This is a genomic window from Clostridium arbusti SL206, from assembly GCF_000246895.1.
Taxonomy (GTDB): domain Bacteria; phylum Bacillota; class Clostridia; order Clostridiales; family Clostridiaceae; genus Clostridium_I; species Clostridium_I arbusti.
This window is the reverse complement of record NZ_BAEV01000050.1, coordinates 1-17576: the sequence shown is the minus strand read 5'-3', so window position 1 is coordinate 17576 and position 17576 is coordinate 1. Positions and strand designations below refer to the sequence as shown.

Genomic DNA, 17576 nt, shown 5'->3' with positions numbered 1-17576 from the left:
TTTTATTATGTGAAACTAAGATTTGTAATGTGAAAAAACATATTGACTAAAAATTATTTGAAGGTTATCATATAGATAACTTGTAATACAAATTATCTGTTATATAACAATAATGTAGCTAAATGATATATATTATATGGTTAAAATGATGATTTTATAATAAAAACTATTAAAAGTTGTATTATAAGTAATGGTGTGGAGGTGATATTCAGGTTGAAAAACAAAATAGAGAGTGGGGTTTAAGAAATGTTTGATACCATAATTTACATTTCAAAATTGACAATCTCAAAAAATAAGACAATTCAAATAATAGTATAAAGTCATTTAAAGAATTGACATATTGTAAGTGCTTATTTATATTTTTACTAGTTAAAAAAATTAAAGATAATAAAAATGTATTATAAGTTTAAAAAGTGATATATGGGCATAGTTACCAATATCATTAAATACATATAAAATCCATACTAGTTTATATGTGAAAATCCATGTGGTTTACATAATTTAATAAAAACATCTATGATAAGAGATTTCTAAAAAAACTAATGAATTATTTTGGAGGGAAAAGTATGCCGTTACTAATAGTAGTTATTGGAGTAGTATTATTGTTACTACTTATGATAAGGTTTAAATTAAATGCTTTTGTATCATTAATTATTGTAGCTTTATTTGTTGGAATATTGGAAGGAATGCCTGCAGTTAAAGTAGTAGAATCTGTACAAAATGGTGTTGGAAGCACATTAGGTCATTTGTCGTTAGTTATAGGTTTTGGAGCAATGTTTGGAAAGATTATAGCAGACTCAGGTGCAGCACAAAGGATTTCCAGAAGTCTTATAAATAAGTTTGGAGTAAAAAGAATACAGTGGGCAGTTGTTCTTACAGGATTTATTATAGGAATAGCTATGTTTTATGAAGTAGGATTTGTATTACTTATACCAATAGCAGTTTCTATTGCAGAATTTACTGAATTGCCTCTGTTATACATAGGATTACCTATGGCAGTAGCACTCTCTGTTACCTATGGATTTTTGCCACCTAACCCAGGACCTATAGCAATAGGAACTATATATGGTGCAAGCATTAGTTCAATATTATTTTACGGTATTATAATAGCTATACCTACAGTAATAGTTGCGGGTCCTATTTTAGGTAAATTTATAAAAATAAAAGGTAGTAAGCCAAGTGGTGGACTATTTACAGGAAAGATTATTGATGAAGAGGACATGCCAAGTTTTTCAACTAGTGTTTTAACAGCTATAATTCCGCCTATATTAATGGCAGCTGCAGCTATAGGTGAGATTGTTATACCTAAGACATGGCCTATAAAAAATTTCCTAGAGTTTATAGGTAGTCCAGTTATGGCTATGCTTATATCTGTTATAGTTGCTATGTTTACCTTGGGTTTAATGAGAGGTAAAAAGATGGAAGACTTAATGAAAGATATATCAGAGTCAGCAAGTGGTATAGCTATGATACTATTAATAATAGGTGGTGGTGGTGCCTTAAAGCAGGTTCTTATAGATAGTGGAGTAGGTAATTATATAACTAGTATAATGGCTGGTAGTAATATATCACCTTTAATACTAGCGTGGACTATTGCAGCTGTATTACGATTAGCTTTGGGTTCAGCTACTGTAGCATCGTTAACTACGGCAGGACTTGTATTACCACTCATTGCTGCAACACATACTAATCCAGCTTTAATGGTATTAGCAACAGGTGCAGGTAGTGTTATATTTTCTCATGTAAATGACCCGGGATTTTGGATGTTTAAAGAATATTTTGGTCTTACTATTGGAGAAACAATAAAGTCTTGGTCAGTTGCTGAAACTGTAATTTCAGTTATGGGTTTAATTGGCGTATTGCTTATAAATGCCGTGATATAAGATTTCTTCGTATATAATTATATAAGTAAATATTGAATATATTCTTATATTAATATTTATTTATATAAGTTAAAAATTTATCAATCAATAATAGAAAATTTTTATATAAATGAAAAAATGTATTGACTAAAAAACGTTTACAATGTATTATATAAATAAAGTTGTAATACAAATTAACTGTAATGTGTATAAATTAATTATATAATTTACTTAAAAAAACGTTTGTAATAAAAAATTAGCTAAAGTCGTAATACAAATAATTTTTAAATATGAGGTGATTTAAATGTTAAAAAGTCAGGAAATAAGACAGAAGGCTCCAGAAATTGATTCATTAAGACTTGGATCAGGATGGAAGGTTGAAGATCTTGCTAAACCACAAATAATAATTGAAAGTAGTTATGGTCATAGTCATCCAGGTAGCGCTCACTTAGACTCTTTAGTAAATGAAGTCTTTGATAGTATCTATGAAAATGGTGGCAGAGGCGCTAAATTCTTTGCTACAGATATATGTGATGGAGAGGCCCAAGGACATGATGGTATGAATTACTCACTTCCATCTAGAGATATAATGGCAAGTTTAATAGAAATACATGTTCAAGCTACGCCTTATGATGCGGGTGTATTTACAACAAGTTGTGATAAAGCGGTCCCTGCACACTTAATGGCTATTGCTAGATTGAATATGCCAGCTATATTTTTACCAGGTGGCTGTATGGGTCCTGGACCTAATCTTTTAACTCTTGAACAGATTGGGAAATATGATGCTCAATATAAAAGAGGAGAAATAACTGAAGATCAATATAAATATTATAAACATAACGCCTGTCCTACTTGCGGAGCCTGTTCCTTTATGGGAACTGCAGCAACAATGCAGGTTATGGCAGAAGCATTAGGTATAGCTCTACCAGGAACAGCATTGATTCCAGTTACATTTAAAGAATTAAATGAAGCTGCAACAAAAGCTGGTAAGCAAGTATTTAAATTAATTGAAAAAGATATAAAGCCTTCTGATATAATGACAAAAGATGCTTTTGAAAATGCAATTATGGTACATGCAGCTATTGCAGGTTCAAGTAATACATTAATTCATATGCCAGCTATAGCTCATGAATTAGGTATAGAAATAGAACCAGAACTATTTGACGAAATTCATAAAAAGATTCCATATATTCTTAACATAAGACCAAGTGGATTTTATCCAGGATCATATTTCTGGAATGCAGGTGGAGTACCAGCAATAATGGAAGAAATTAAAGAGTTTTTACACTTAGATGTAATGACTGTTACTGGTAAGACTTTAGGTGAAAACTTAGAAGATATAAGGAAAAGCGGATATTATGAAGAACATGATAAGCTTATTGAAAAGCTTGGAGTTAAAAAAGAAGATGTAATAAAGACAAAAGAAGATCCAATACAAAAACAAGGAGCAATAGCTATTCTTAAAGGAAATTTAGCTCCAGGAGGAGCTGTAGTAAAACATGCAGCTGTATCTAAGAAGTTAATGAAAGTAGTTTTAAAGGCTAGAGTTTTTGATTGTGAGGAAGAGGCTATAAATGCAGTATTAACTAAAGCTATAAAACCTGGTGATGCAGTATTTGTAAGATATGAAGGACCTAAAGGATCTGGAATGCCAGAAATGTTCTACACTACAGAAGCAATTGCATCAGATGCAGAATTAGTAGAATCTATAGCGCTTATTACAGATGGAAGATTCTCAGGAGCAACTAGAGGACCAGCTATAGGACATGTTTCACCAGAAGCAAGTGAAGGTGGCCCAATAGCATTTGTTGAAGAAGGAGATCTTATAAAAATAGACATACCTGAAAGAAGTTTAGACATAATAGGGGTAGTTGGTAATGAAAAAACACCAGAAGAAATTAATGATATATTAAAAGCAAGAAAAGAAAAATGGGTAAAACCAGCACCTAGATTTACTAAAGGCGTCTTAGGAATATATACAAAATGTGCAGTATCACCAATGAAGGGTGGATATATGGAGTAAGACTACATATATATGTACCTTAATATATGTAAAATTATAGATAATTAATTTTACGCCTTTAAATTTTAATATTTTTATGGTTCATCAGGAAAATTTTATGATTAAATAGTTTAACTTAATAACCAATATTATCTAAAAGGAAGTATGTTTATTAAGTAATAAATATACTAAAATATACTGATGAACCTATTTTTTACTATATAACTTATATAAGCCTTATATGAATAAGTTTTTAAAATTAATTATCAGAAATTCATAAATTAATTAGGGGGAATAAAATATGCCATTATTAATTGTAGTTATTGGTGTTGCATTATTACTATTACTTATGATTAAGTTTAAGTTAAACGGTTTCATATCGTTAATTCTTGTGGCTTTAGTTGTTGGAATTGCAGAAGGAATGTCTCCAATTAAAACAGTTACTTCTATACAGAATGGTGTTGGAAGTACATTAGGAAGTTTAGCATTAATTTTAGGTTTTGGTGCTATGTTTGGAAAGCTAATAGCAGACTCTGGAGCAGCGCAAAGAATATCAAGAAGTCTTATCAATAAGTTTGGGGTAAAAAGGATACAATGGGCTGTTGTAATCACAGGATTTATTGTAGGAATAGCCATGTTCTATGAAGTAGGTTTTGTGCTTCTTATACCATTAGTTTTTACAATTGCTGAATTTACTGAGTTACCACTTTTATATATAGGAATCCCCATGGCAGCAGCACTCTCTGTTACACATGGATTTTTACCACCTCATCCTGGTCCAGTAGCTATAGCTACAATATATGGAGCAAGCGTTAGCATGACTTTAATTTATGGAATTATAATAGCAATACCTACAGTAATAATAGCGGGTCCATTTTTAACTAGATTTGTGAAAAAATTTGACCGTAAGGCAAATGATAATAGTTTATTTAAAGCAGAAATTTTTACTGAAGAAGAAATGCCAAGCTTTTCAACTAGTGTTTTAACAGCTATCATTCCTCCTATATTAATGGCCTTTTCTGCAATATGTGAAATGGCATTACCAAAGACATCACAGATAAGACATTTTGGAGAATTTATAGGAAGTCCATTAATGGCTATGTTTATATCTATTATAGTTGCCATATTTACCTTGGGTTTAATGAGAGGTAAGAAAATAGAAGACGTTATGAAAACGGTAGCAGAGGCAGCTAGTGGAATAGCCATGATATTGTTAATAGTAGGGGGGGGTGGTGCACTAAAACAAGTTCTTATAGATAGCGGAGTAGGTAAATATATAGCTACAATAATGGCAGGAACTAACATATCACCTCTAATTTTGGCATGGGGTATAGCAGCTATACTACGTTTATCGTTAGGGTCAGCAACGGTTGCAGCTATGACTACTGCAGGTATAGTACTGCCAATGATCTCTGCAACAAGTGTAAATCCTGCATTAATGGTATTGGCAACTGGTGCTGGTAGTCTTATATTCTCACATGTAAACGATCCTGGATTTTGGATGTTTAAAGAATACTTCGGCCTTAGCATTGGAGAGACAATAAAGTCATGGTCAGTTATGGAAACAATAATTTCAGTTATGGGTTTAATTGGGGTATTGCTTATAAATGTAATAGTATAGATATATAGATAGATGAAAACTTAGGGCTTATAGCTCTAAGTTTTTACATTACACTTTGAGGAGAAGCGTAGATTGTAATATTATAATATGTAATTGTTTGGTTATAATAGAAATCAGTTTTTTAATGGAGTTCACTTAAATTTAATTTTGTAGTATAATATACTAGTAAAATATAGAATATATGCTTCCGTAGCACAGCTGGTAGTGCAACTAATTCGTAATTAGGAGGTCGCAAGTTCAAATCTTGTCGGAAGCACCATGTAAAAATAGAGATATTAAGCTTTTAGCCTAGTATCTTTTTTCTTTTCCATTTTAAGCAATAATTATTACAATTGTTATAAATACATATAGTTTATTAAGTAATTAGTAAAAACATATAATGTTTTTTACTAAACTTAAAAAACAAAATGTAGGTTTGTATAGTTTTTTATAGTTATAGTTGTAAACTTCTATTATAAAATAAAAATAATTTAAAAGATAAAAAATTATTTTTAAACATCTGTATATAATTATATAAATTTTATTTATGTCTAGGAGGATTTATTATGAAAAAAAGACTTATAGCAGCAATAACAGTTGTATCAATAATTGCTGGTACATTAATGGTAGGATGTCAAAGCACTAGCTCAAATCAAGCTTCAAATAAGAAATATACAATAGCAATTGATAGTACTTATGCACCGTTTGATTTTAAAAGTGGTAATCAATACACTGGAATAGATGTAGACTTATTAGCAGCTATTGCAAAAGTGGAAGGTTTTACTTATGATTTAAAACCAATGAATTTTAATGGTATTATACCAGCACTTGCAGCTAATCAAGTTGACGGAGCATTAGCCGGAATGACTATTACAGATGCAAGAAAAAAGACATTAGACTTTTCAGATGGTTATTTTGAATCTGGATTATCAGCAGTCGTAAAAAAAGATAATACCAAAATAAATGGTGAAAGTGATTTTGCAAGTAAAACATTTGCAGTAAAGAAGGGTACAGATGGAGCGAAGTTCGCTGATCAAAATAAAGATAAATACAAAGCAACTGTTAAATACTTTGATGATTCTCCTTCTATGTTTCAAGAAGTCCTTAATGGTAATGCAGATATAGCTTTTGATGATTATCCTGTAGTAGGATATAAGTTGAAAGTTGATCCAAATACTAACTTGAAGATGATAGGCGATAAATTGCAGAAAGACTACTATGGTTTTGCAGTAAAAAAAGGTACAAATAAAGAGCTTTTACAAAAATTCAATGATGGATTGAAAAAACTTAAAGCTAATGGTGAATATGATAAAATAATTAGCAAATACATTAAGAAGTAAGTAGGTGAAACTTTTGGAATTTATACAATTATTTAAAGAGAGCTTTCCAAGCCTTTTAGAAGGTTTGGCTATGACCATTAAAATAACTGTAATTGCTCTTATTATAGCAATTATTATAGGTCTAGTTGTAGGCTTAATTAATGTAAGTAAAAATAAAGGATTGAAAGCTATAGCCAGAATATACATTGATATAGTTAGAGGTACTCCTCTTATTGTACAGGCGTTTTTTATATATTTTGGTTTACCAAGTGTATTGAATTTTAAGATAAATGCAGTGATAGCAGGCATAATAGCTATAAGCATAAATGCAGGTGCATATATGTCAGAGATATTTAGAGCAGGAATACTAGCGGTAGATAACGGGCAGATGGAGGCAGCAAGAAGTTTAGGTCTCTCTCATGGAACTGCAATGCGAAAGGTCGTACTTCCACAAGCCTTTAGAAATATGATTCCTGCTCTTGTAAATCAGTTTATTATTTCTTTAAAAGATACGTCTATTCTTTCAGTAATTGGAATAACAGAACTTACACAAAGTGGGGAAATAATAATTGCTTCAAATTATAAGGCTTTTCAAATTTGGATTATGGTAGCAATATTCTATTTAATTATAATAGAGATTTTATCTATTGTGTCAAAGAGAGTGGAGAGGTGTTTATCATGATAAATATAAAAGGATTGAAAAAGCATTTTGGGGCATTAGAAGTATTAAAGGGTATAGATTTAAAGGTAGATAAGAATGAAGTGGTTTGTTTAATTGGTCCATCAGGTTCGGGTAAAAGTACTCTTTTAAGATGTCTCAATGGACTTGAAGAGGTTACGGAAGGTAAAATTTTAGTGGACAATAAAGATGTTAGTGATAAAAAAACTAATATAAATAAGTTAAGAGAAAATATTGGTATGGTTTTTCAATCATTTAATTTATTTCCACATCTAACAGTTCTTAAAAATATAACGCTTGCACCACTTCAATTGAATAAAACAAATAAAGAAGAAGCTGAAAAATTAGCATTTAATCTTCTAGAAAAAGTAGGACTTAAGGATAAAGCTGATGTGTTTCCAGAAAAGCTTTCAGGAGGACAAAAACAAAGAGTTGCCATTGCTAGAGCTTTGGCTATGAAACCAGATATTATGCTTTTTGATGAGCCTACTTCAGCATTGGATCCTGAAATGGTGGGAGAGGTACTTAATGTTATGAAGAACCTTGCAAAAGAAGGTATGACTATGGTGGTAGTTACTCATGAAATGGGATTTGCAAGAGAAGTAGCAGATAGAGTAGTGTTTATGGCTGATGGATATGTAGTTGAAGTAGATAAGCCTGAAAACATATTTACTAATCCAAAACATAATAGAACAAAAGACTTTTTAAATAAGGTTTTATAAAAAATGATAATCTCTTTACATAGTAGGATTTAAATAATAATTTTACTATGTGAAGGGATTTTATTTATATAAATTAATTTTTGTAGAGACTATTGCTATAGAATTTGCAAATAGTAGAAATTTTATAAATAAAAATAAATTATGTAAGTGGAATTAGGATATAGAATAAATTTGTTAAATGTAAGGTATATTTATAACTAATACTTTGATTTATTTTTAAAACTGAAGGTATGGGAAAGCTGAGTTCAGAAAGGTGCTAATTTCGTAAATTAAATAATTAAATCAAATATAAGTATATATAGTATTCCACTGGTTATTGAAGCTATTAGTATATCAATATTAAAATAAGTTTTTCTATTCATTTTATCACCTCGTATATTTATGAGTATTGACAGGATTTTTAACTAGTATTCATAAGCTTTTATAATTTATATAGTAGGATCATTTGTACATAAGGATTATAATCTGTAGATTCTAAATATAGACTTGACACTGAAACTAATGTTCTGTATAATTATGGTATAAATTTACATATTTTAAACTTGATGGGGTGGTTCTTACGGATATCATGGAATTAACAAAAAAGCAAGTAAAGGGATTAAAGTTAATACAAGAGTATATTGATAAGCATAAATATGCGCCTACAGTAAGAGAGTTAGGGGAGACAGTTGGGTTAAACTCTACGAATTCAGTACATTCATTTATAAAGGATATTGAGGCTAAGGGATACATTTCTAGTGTAGATGGATGTCCTTCAACTATAAAAATATTGAAAAGGGTATAAGAAAAGAAAAACCAAGTTAATTAATTTTGACTTGGTTTTATTTTTTATAATTGAATTTCATTAGATAAATGTGTAAAATCAGATTAGGAAAATTTTATGTATGATTGGATTTTTAATACCTCACTTTCTAAGCTTATAATAATAGGAACATTTAGATAAATACTTAATATAAATCTAATCATATTTATGAAGATATTTTGAAAGGAGGTGAAATAAATATACAAAAATTAATCTTTTGATTTTAATAAACCGTAAAATTGAACTAAAGATTATATTGATAGAGGGAGATGAATTTAATGGGAGAAAGAGGCAGTATAATAGTTGATTTTCAAAAGAAATTATTAAAATTTATTTTATTAGCATATGGCATAAGTGCTGGGTTAGTAGATATAATACTTATATTTTTAAGGTATACTGGAGTCTACAGTGGAATGGAATGGAAGTATCTTTTTATATTTGCTGGTATGGTATTAATAGAAACATTCATATTTAAATTTATGTATAATGAAACATTAAAAGAAGGTAAATGGGAAAAGAGTTTTAATAAAATAAAAATAATTACAGTATTAATTTGCTATATAAATTATATGTATTTATCGTTTATATTTCCTTCAAAAGAATTTTGGATTAGTGTATATTTTTTCATAATATTATGGATATTATTTTTAGATATTAAGATTACCATATGTTCTATTATTATGAGTATTTTATGTGAAATAATATTATTTTTATTCAATCCATTTTTCTTACCAGAGAAAGAAGCTATGATAAGAGAACTTATTGTAAGAGGTACATGTATAATATTTATTAACCTTGTAATTCTTATAGTTGCATTGCTTATATCTAACATAATAAAACAAGTAGATTATAATGAAAAAATGCTTAAGGAAAAAAATAATAGAATTTCAGAATTGTTTAATAAGATTTCTAAATTTGCAGAAACTGTGTTAAGTTCTAGTACTGCATTAACTTCTTCTATTGAAGATAAAAGCAGCGCCATGCAGGAGATTGCATCTACAAGTCAATGTATTAGTAGTGAGGCAGGAGAAATGCTAACTAAATCTAATGAAAATAAAGAAATACTACAAAGTTTATTAAATATAAATGAAGATGTATCTACAAAAATAACCGGTATAGAAACTGATTCTGCTGATTTAATGGACATATCTAATAAAAACGAAGAATCTTTACAAGAGGTTCTAAACATAATAACTGCAATTACAGAGAGTATTAATACAACTTCTAAAGCTACCAATATATTAGAGGAAAAATCGAAGCAAATGGATGAGATATTGACAACTATAAATAGTATTGCAGATCAGACAAACTTACTTGCACTAAATGCAAGTATAGAGGCTGCAAGAGCTGGAGAAATTGGACGTGGATTTTCCGTTGTAGCAGATGAAGTTAGAAATCTTTCAGAAGGAAGTAGGCACTCCCTTGGTGATATTAGTAATATCATAAATGAATTTAAAAATCAGATAGATACAGTTAAGGATTTAATGAAAGAGAATAATGAAAAAATATTATCTGGGAATAAATTATTAAATAATACAGTAGGAAATGTAATGAATATGATAGAAAGGTTACAGGTATCTGGTCAAGATATTGCGGAAGTTAATTATTTAATAGGGAATCTGCTGGAGCAAACTAAAAATGTAGTAAGTCTTAATGGTACTATATCTAACTTAACGGAAAATACCATAAACAAATTTAATATAGTTAATAAAGCTATCAATGAAAGTGCCTCAAATAGTGAAGAAATTACAGCAAGTTCTGAAGAGTTAAAGAATATTGCTATAGAGATGAATGGGATTATTAAATAAAATATTTAATAAAAGTAAGGGTATACTAATAATCTATGATAAAAATCAAGTTGTAACTATTAGATAATCCATAGGACAATTGAAATAAATATTTGTTTTATGATTACAATAATAAAATATAAGATTTTACATTGAATTAGTGATTAAATTTGTTTATATATGTTGTTTAGTGTGAGTTTTTGTATTATGATAGAATTGTAACAATCATAAAAACAAAAGTAAAGGTTGTGATTAATAATGATATATACAGTAACTTTTAATCCTGCAATTGATTATGTCATAAATGTAAATGATTTTAAGCCAGGTGAAGTCAACAGAGTAGCTAGTGAAGAAAAGTTTGCTGGCGGAAAAGGTATAAATGTTTCAAGAGTTTTAAATAACCTTGGAGTAAAAAGTAAAGCATTGGGTTTTATCGGTGGATTTACAGGTAAATTTATCATAGACTCATTAGAATCACAAGGTGTTGACACTGACTTTGTGAAAGTAAATGGTGATACAAGAATAAATGTTAAACTTAAATCAAATGAAGAAACAGAAATTAATGGTGGAGGACCTATTATAACTGAAGAAGATTTAGAAAAATTATTTAAGATAATAGGTAATTTAGGCGATGAAGATTATCTAGTATTATCTGGAAATGTTCAAAAATCAGTTCCAAGAGATATATATTCTATAATTCAACAGAAATGTACCTCTAACAAGGTAAAGGTAATAGTTGATACAACGGGAGAAGCTTTAGTGGCTACATTAAAAAACAAACCATTTTTGATAAAGCCCAATAATCATGAATTAGGTGAAATATTTGATGTAGAGCTTGAAGAGGAAAATGATATCATAACTTATGCTAAGAAACTCAGAGAAATGGGTGCTGAAAATGTAATTATCTCCATGGCTTCAAAAGGTGCACTTTTAATTTGTGATAGTGGAGTATATCATGCATCACCAGCTAAGGGAACTGTAAAAAATTCAGTTGGAGCAGGCGATTCTGTAATTGCTGGATTCCTAGCAAATTATTCTAAAACTTCAAAGATTATTGAGGCTTTTAAATGGGGTGCAACTTCAGGAAGCGCAACAGCTTTTTCAAAAGATTTATGTAAGAGAGAGGATGTTGAAAAGTATTTAGAAGAAGTAGTTATAACTAAATTACAGTAATATAAATATATATGAAACCCTTTTATACTTATTTAATTCATGATATTATATATTACAAATGTTGATTTTTTAGCGAGACAACATGTAACAGCTCAATATATTTATATTGTATATAAATCTAATAGAGTATTCTCTATTTTACAACAATCAATGATTATATAGAGTGTTGATGTACATTTTATTAGTACATGATTCTTTTAATTATTATAAATAAGGAGGCAGAAGATGAAAATTACAGAACTGTTAAAAAAAGATACAATTATTCTAGATCTTAAGTCTAGTACAAAGGCAGAAGTAATTGATGAATTAGTAAGTAAACTTGATGATGCTGGAAGGTTAAATAATAAAGAAGACTATAAAAATGCAATTTTAAAAAGGGAATCAGAATTTTCAACTGGTATTGGTGATGGAATAGCTATACCACATGCAAAAACAGCAGCAGTAAAGACTCCAGCTTTAGCATTTGGAAGATCTAAAGCAGGTATTGATTATGATTCATTAGATGGAAATCCAGCTAATATATTTTTTATGATTGCAGCAAGTGAGGGTGCTAATAATACTCACTTAGAAACGTTATCACGATTATCTACAATGCTTATGAATCCAGACTTTAAGCAGAAGCTTCTTGAGGTACAAACAGAAGATGAGGTTCTAAAACTTATTGATAGTGAAGAAGAAGAAAAATTAGAAGAAGAAAATACTGAAAGCTCAATTGTTGAAGAAACAGAGGGCTCAAAGGGATTAGTTTTAGCTGTAACAGCCTGTCCTACCGGAATAGCTCACACCTATATGGCTGCAGATGCTTTGAAGAATAAAGCAAAGGAAATGGGTGTGGATATAAAAGTAGAAACTAACGGTTCTACAGGTGTAAAAAACAGATTAACTGAAGATGAAATAAATAGAGCAGCTGGTATAATTGTAGCAGCAGACAAAAAAGTTGAGATGGCTAGATTTGATGGTAAAAAGGTGATCCAAGTTCCAGTAGTTCAAGGAATAAAAAGACCAGAGGAACTAATAAATCAAGCCTTAAATGGAGAAGCACCAGTGTATAAGCATGAAGGTGGTGGTGATAGTTCATCTTCATCAAACGGTGGGAAAAATGGTTTTTATAAACATCTTATGAACGGTGTTTCAAATATGCTTCCTTTTGTTGTAGGTGGTGGTATATTAATAGCTATATCATTTATGTTTGGAATTAAAGCCTTTGATCCAAAGGATCCAAGTTATAATTACATAGCTAAATTACTTCATGATATTGGTGCTACAAATGCTTTTGCACTTATGGTACCTGTACTTGCCGGTTTCATTGGTATGAGTATTGCAGATAGACCAGGATTTGCACCTGCAATGGTAGGTGGATTTATTGCAGCCAATAATGGAGCGGGGTTCATCGGTGGATTAATTGCCGGTTTCCTTGGCGGTTATGTGGTAGTATTATTGAAAAAGCTATTTGCAAAATTGCCTCAATCACTAGATGGTATAAAGCCAGTGCTTATTTATCCACTTCTAGGAACACTTATTACAGGAGCTATAATGTTTATTGTAATAATACAACCGGTTACCGCATTTAATTTATGGTTACAGAATGTACTAAATTCTATGGGAACAACTAATAAAGTTTTACTTGGATTAGTTCTAGGTGCAATGGAAGCTATTGATATGGGTGGTCCTATAAATAAAGCTGCATTTACCTTTGGTATTCTTATGATAAGTGCAGGAAACTATCATCCACATGCTGCTGTTATGGCTGGTGGAATGGTACCTCCTCTTGGAATTGCACTTGCTACTACCTTCTTTAAAAATAGATTTACTAAAGAAGAAAGAAATTCTGGATTAACTTGTTATATAATGGGACTATGTTTCATAACAGAAGGTGCAATACCTTTTGCAGCAGCAGATCCTGCTAGAGTCATACCTTCAGCAATTGCTGGATCAGCAGTTGCAGGCGGACTTGCAATGTTATTTAACATTGGATTACCTGCACCTCATGGTGGAATATTTGTAGTTGGAATAGTTAATGGGAATCCTCTTCTTTATCTTTTAGCTATTGCAGCCGGTGCTGTAGTAACTTGTTTATTATTAGGAATATTAAAAAAACCTATTAAAAGTGAAGAAGTAAAATAAAATATAATTTAATATAATATAATATAATATATAGAAATGTGTAGGAACTTACTTTGTGAATTCCTACACATTTTTTATTGATTTACTAAGTTGGAATCTATTATAGTGGGTTGTCTCAGTAGACGTGATATAAAATTAAGACTATGCTATAATTATGAAAAAATAGGATAAATGAGAGGTGATATATTATGGAACTTATACGTAAAGATCCCTATTATATTAAAAATATAAACAATCCATCAGAAGAGATTCAATTAGCAGCAGTCAAACAAAATGGTAATGTATTAAAATTTATAAAAAATCCATCTATAAATATTCAATGGGAAGCTCTTAAAAATAATGTATGGGTTATTGAATATATAGAGAATCCATCAGAGGAAATGAGTTTGTTTGCTGTAGAGTGTGCATGGAATACTCTTAAATTCATAAAAAATCCTACTAGAAAAGTTTTAGAAAAAGCTGTAAATGCAAAGGGATGGGCGCTTCAGTATATAAAAAATCCATCAGAAAAAGTGCAAGAAATTGCAGTAAAAAGAGATTGGGATTCAATAAAATATATAGAAAAACCATCTGAAAAAATTCAATTAGCAGCGGTTATGGGACATTTTGGAGCATTAAGATATATAAAAAATCCTGCTATGAATGTAAAGCGAAAATCTATCATGAAGAATGCTGAAGCTATCAATTATATAGAAAATATAAATGAAGATGATATGAAAATATTTCTAGAAGATAATATAGACATAATTAAGTATATAGGAAGCAGAATTGATGTAGAATGGGCAAAAGAGATTATTAAGAATAAATTAGAAGATGTAAATATAGATAGAGAATATGTTTTAAAATTTATAAATTGTGATGGATTAACTATAGATAAAGTGGATTTTATTCATAGCTATGGCAGTGACGAAGCAAAGAAGATTTTTGTTGATTATAAGTTATCTTATTAAGACGAGGAGAATTAATATGAATTTTAATGAGGCATTAATGTGTGCAGAATTAGTTATAGAAAGTGGAGAAGTACCTTTGCTTATAGGGGAAAGTGGCATAGGGAAAACTACTATTATTAAAAGAATATGCGCTAATAATAATTATTATAGTATTAATATAGATGGGAACATGTTAAAGGAGGGTGAAATTGGAGGACTTCCTACTATTGAAGATTATGAAATGAATTTAAATGGAGAGAAAGTCAAATTAAAAAGGACTGTTTATGCAGTTCATACAAAACTTCAAGAAATAGAGCGAGTTTTAAGTAATGATCCTAATAAAACTATTTTATTATTTATAGACGAAATAAACCGTTGTGAACATAGTGTGCAACAAGAACTTATGAATATAATACTTAATAGAGAAATAAATGGATTTAAAATACCTAGACAAGTTAAAGTTATAGCAGCAATGAATCCTTCTAGTAAATATGGGGAATATAATCAAACTGATTATCAAGTTGTAGATATGGATGCTGCCCAAGAAGACCGTTTTGTATGGATAGAAGTAGAATCAGATACAAAGGCCTGGATTAGCTGGGGAATGGAAAAAATAGATGGATACACTAATATACATGAAGATATACTTAACTTTATATCTACATTTCCTGAATATTTACATACACCTTTTTCAACAGAAATGATTAAAGCTACACCAAGGAGCTGGGAAAGAGTATCAAATGTATATAAGGTTTATCTAGAGAAAGAGGAAAAGGTTTCTAAAAATATTATTTATAATGTAATAAAGGGTAACGTTGGAGGTAGTATAGCTCAAGAGTTTATGAATTTTATAAATAGCAATAACATACCTATTATTACCCCAGAAGAAATATTTTTTGAAGGCATATTAAAGTCTGAAGTTATAGAAAAAATTAAAAAACAAAATCATTCAAGACTGTATTTAATAGCTAAAAATGTTTTTCAATATATTGAGGATAGTAAAAATAAAAAGCAGGAAGTAGATATATTCTCTAGACTTCTTCAATATTATCCACCAGATCTAAAATTGGCTATAATGAAAGAACTTAAGGAAATTTATGAAGACAGCATTTATAAAGAGTTTTTACTGAATAAAAATTTTATTGAAGGATTCTTTTCTATATATAGTGATTTCGAAAGGTAGAAGGCTATGGAAGAAAGTAAATTTGAAACAATGAGAAAAGACTTATATGGTAAGATGCAGCTTGGAGAATATAATTCTATAAATTTTAATAATGATTTTTTTAAACTAATTGAGCTGTGTACTTTATCTCTTATGAATGAAGATGATAGTTTTTTTGGGCTATTTCTTATTCAGTTTAAAAGAGAAATAGATTTTAAACTTCAAGAAGCAATAGGAACAAAATTATCTGGTACCTATTTTACCATGTATTTTAACCCAAATATATTTTTGGAGTGTACCTTAAAAGAAATGCAAGCACTTATTAAACATGAGATATATCATATTATGAGTAAACATTATGCAAGAGCTAGGGTATTAAAGAATAAATATAGCCAACTTGCAATAAATCTTGCCATGGATATATCAGTAAATCAATATTTAATGTATCTGCCAGCTTGGTCAGTGAAATTAGAGAATGTAAGATTAGCTTACAATGTAGAACTTAATGAAGATCAAACTATGGAGCAATATGCTAGTAAAATACAGAAGGCTTTAGATAAACGTATTAAAAACAGCGATGAATTTCAAAAGGATTTTTCTAAGATTCATGAGATGTGGAATGATATGGATGAAAATGTTTACATAGATCAAATGGATGAGATAGTTAAAAAGACAGCAACCAATGCTTATAGAGGAAAAATACCTGAAAGTATAGATATACTTATGAAGGCACTTAATAAAGCCCCTGAAATTAGTTGGAGAGACTACCTTAGAAGAATGATTGGAACATTACCAGCGGGGCATAGGAAAACAGTGACAAGAAAGAATAGAAGACAACCTGAAAGATTTGATTTAAAGGGAACATTATCAGATAGAATCGTACAAATCTTAATAGCTATTGATATAAGTGGAAGTATAACAGATAGCGAGATTGAGAATTCAATGAAAGAGGTTTTTTCAATAGTTAAAAATTATCCTTTTGATATATCAATAATAGAATGTGATAGTGAGATAAGAAGAATATATAAAGTTAAGAATATAAAGGATATTAAGGAAAAGATTAATACTAAAGGGGGAACTAAGTTCTCTCCAGTATTTAAATATATATATGAAAAAAAACTTAGAAACTATGTCCTTATTTTTTTTACAGATGGATTAGGAGAAAAGGTACTTAAAGTACAACCATATAATTATAAGACTATTTGGGTATTAACAGGAAGAAAACAAAATCTTTCTGTTGAAAAAGAATATGGAGTAGTGGTTAAATTAAACAACTCCATAGATAAAAAGGAAGCCGCTAATGGGTATGACCTTATTAGGGAAGCTATGAGAGATGTAAGAAGTGAATGGGCAAAATGATTTTATATATAAGAGAAGTTTCTATTTCAAACTAATTTGAAATAGATACTACGTGT

13 protein-coding genes and 1 tRNA gene are annotated in these 17576 nt (G+C 29.7%); all 14 read left to right on the top strand.

All coding sequences use genetic code 11. The features are described from left to right. Window positions 1-566: 566 nt before the first annotated feature. The 14 genes from RH99_RS10320 (at window position 567) to RH99_RS10255 (ending at window position 17520) form a co-directional block, all read left to right on the top strand. Window positions 567-1883, top strand: coding sequence for a gluconate:H+ symporter (locus tag RH99_RS10320; RefSeq protein WP_010237464.1), 1317 nt, complete (start codon window positions 567-569; stop codon window positions 1881-1883). 283 nt (window positions 1884-2166) lie between these two features. Further along, complete coding sequence (ilvD, locus tag RH99_RS10315) at window positions 2167-3885, top strand: dihydroxy-acid dehydratase (protein ID WP_010237462.1); 1719 nt, start codon at window positions 2167-2169, stop codon at window positions 3883-3885. Window positions 3886-4165: 280 nt separating this feature from the next. Continuing rightward, the gene (locus RH99_RS10310; protein ID WP_010237460.1) at window positions 4166-5485 is read left to right on the top strand and encodes a gluconate:H+ symporter; all 1320 of its coding nucleotides are present in this window, start codon (window positions 4166-4168) and stop codon (window positions 5483-5485) included. A 183-nt stretch (window positions 5486-5668) separates the two neighbouring features. Then, window positions 5669-5744, top strand: a tRNA-Thr gene (locus RH99_RS10305). Window positions 5745-6030: 286 nt separating this feature from the next. Next, window positions 6031-6804 carry a transporter substrate-binding domain-containing protein gene (locus tag RH99_RS10300; protein ID WP_010237458.1) on the top strand — a complete coding sequence of 258 codons (774 nt, stop codon included), beginning with the start codon at window positions 6031-6033 and terminating at the stop codon, window positions 6802-6804. Between the two features lie 13 nt (window positions 6805-6817). Further along, the gene (locus RH99_RS10295; protein ID WP_010237456.1) at window positions 6818-7465 is read left to right on the top strand and encodes an amino acid ABC transporter permease; all 648 of its coding nucleotides are present in this window, start codon (window positions 6818-6820) and stop codon (window positions 7463-7465) included. Then, window positions 7462-8184, top strand: a complete 723-nt coding sequence (locus RH99_RS10290) for an amino acid ABC transporter ATP-binding protein (RefSeq protein WP_010237454.1) — start codon at window positions 7462-7464, stop codon at window positions 8182-8184. The genes RH99_RS10295 and RH99_RS10290 overlap by 4 nt, the downstream gene beginning before the upstream one ends. 568 nt (window positions 8185-8752) lie before the next feature. Next, window positions 8753-8968, top strand: coding sequence for a LexA family protein (locus RH99_RS10285; RefSeq protein WP_010237451.1), 216 nt, complete (start codon window positions 8753-8755; stop codon window positions 8966-8968). Between the two features lie 296 nt (window positions 8969-9264). Beyond that, complete coding sequence (locus RH99_RS10280) at window positions 9265-10794, top strand: methyl-accepting chemotaxis protein (protein WP_010237448.1); 1530 nt, start codon at window positions 9265-9267, stop codon at window positions 10792-10794. A 237-nt stretch (window positions 10795-11031) separates the two neighbouring features. Further along, complete coding sequence (gene pfkB, locus RH99_RS10275; RefSeq protein ID WP_010237446.1) at window positions 11032-11946, top strand: 1-phosphofructokinase; 915 nt, start codon at window positions 11032-11034, stop codon at window positions 11944-11946. Window positions 11947-12171: 225 nt separating this feature from the next. After that, entirely contained in the window at window positions 12172-14070 is a 1899-nt protein-coding gene (locus RH99_RS10270) for a PTS fructose transporter subunit IIABC (protein WP_010237444.1), read from the top strand. Window positions 14071-14258: 188 nt separating this feature from the next. After that, a complete protein-coding gene (locus RH99_RS10265) occupies window positions 14259-15020 on the top strand; it encodes a hypothetical protein (RefSeq protein ID WP_010237442.1) in 762 nt (253 codons plus the stop codon). A gap of 16 nt (window positions 15021-15036) precedes the next feature. Then, window positions 15037-16182 (top strand): ATP-binding protein, encoded by a 1146-nt coding sequence (locus tag RH99_RS10260; RefSeq protein WP_010237440.1) that lies wholly within the window; start codon window positions 15037-15039, stop codon window positions 16180-16182. 6 nt (window positions 16183-16188) lie between these two features. Further along, on the top strand, window positions 16189-17520 hold the full coding sequence (locus tag RH99_RS10255) for a vWA domain-containing protein (RefSeq protein WP_010237438.1): 1332 nt from the start codon (window positions 16189-16191) through the stop codon (window positions 17518-17520). Window positions 17521-17576: the final 56 nt, after the last annotated feature.

What these genes read in the sequence shown, in the direction of transcription:
- RH99_RS10290 (WP_010237454.1), top strand. Translation starts at nt 7,462, where the DNA reads ATGATAAATATAAAAGGATTGAAAAAGCATTTTGGGGCATTAGAAGTA.
- pfkB (WP_010237446.1), top strand. Translation starts at nt 11,032, where the DNA reads ATGATATATACAGTAACTTTTAATCCTGCAATTGATTATGTCATAAAT.
- RH99_RS10285 (WP_010237451.1), top strand. Translation starts at nt 8,753, where the DNA reads ATGGAATTAACAAAAAAGCAAGTAAAGGGATTAAAGTTAATACAAGAG.
- RH99_RS10260 (WP_010237440.1), top strand. Translation starts at nt 15,037, where the DNA reads ATGAATTTTAATGAGGCATTAATGTGTGCAGAATTAGTTATAGAAAGT.
- RH99_RS10265 (WP_010237442.1), top strand. Translation starts at nt 14,259, where the DNA reads ATGGAACTTATACGTAAAGATCCCTATTATATTAAAAATATAAACAAT.
- RH99_RS10280 (WP_010237448.1), top strand. Translation starts at nt 9,265, where the DNA reads ATGGGAGAAAGAGGCAGTATAATAGTTGATTTTCAAAAGAAATTATTA.
- ilvD (WP_010237462.1), top strand. Translation starts at nt 2,167, where the DNA reads ATGTTAAAAAGTCAGGAAATAAGACAGAAGGCTCCAGAAATTGATTCA.
- RH99_RS10310 (WP_010237460.1), top strand. Translation starts at nt 4,166, where the DNA reads ATGCCATTATTAATTGTAGTTATTGGTGTTGCATTATTACTATTACTT.
- RH99_RS10320 (WP_010237464.1), top strand. Translation starts at nt 567, where the DNA reads ATGCCGTTACTAATAGTAGTTATTGGAGTAGTATTATTGTTACTACTT.
- RH99_RS10255 (WP_010237438.1), top strand. Translation starts at nt 16,189, where the DNA reads ATGGAAGAAAGTAAATTTGAAACAATGAGAAAAGACTTATATGGTAAG.
- RH99_RS10270 (WP_010237444.1), top strand. Translation starts at nt 12,172, where the DNA reads ATGAAAATTACAGAACTGTTAAAAAAAGATACAATTATTCTAGATCTT.
- RH99_RS10300 (WP_010237458.1), top strand. Translation starts at nt 6,031, where the DNA reads ATGAAAAAAAGACTTATAGCAGCAATAACAGTTGTATCAATAATTGCT.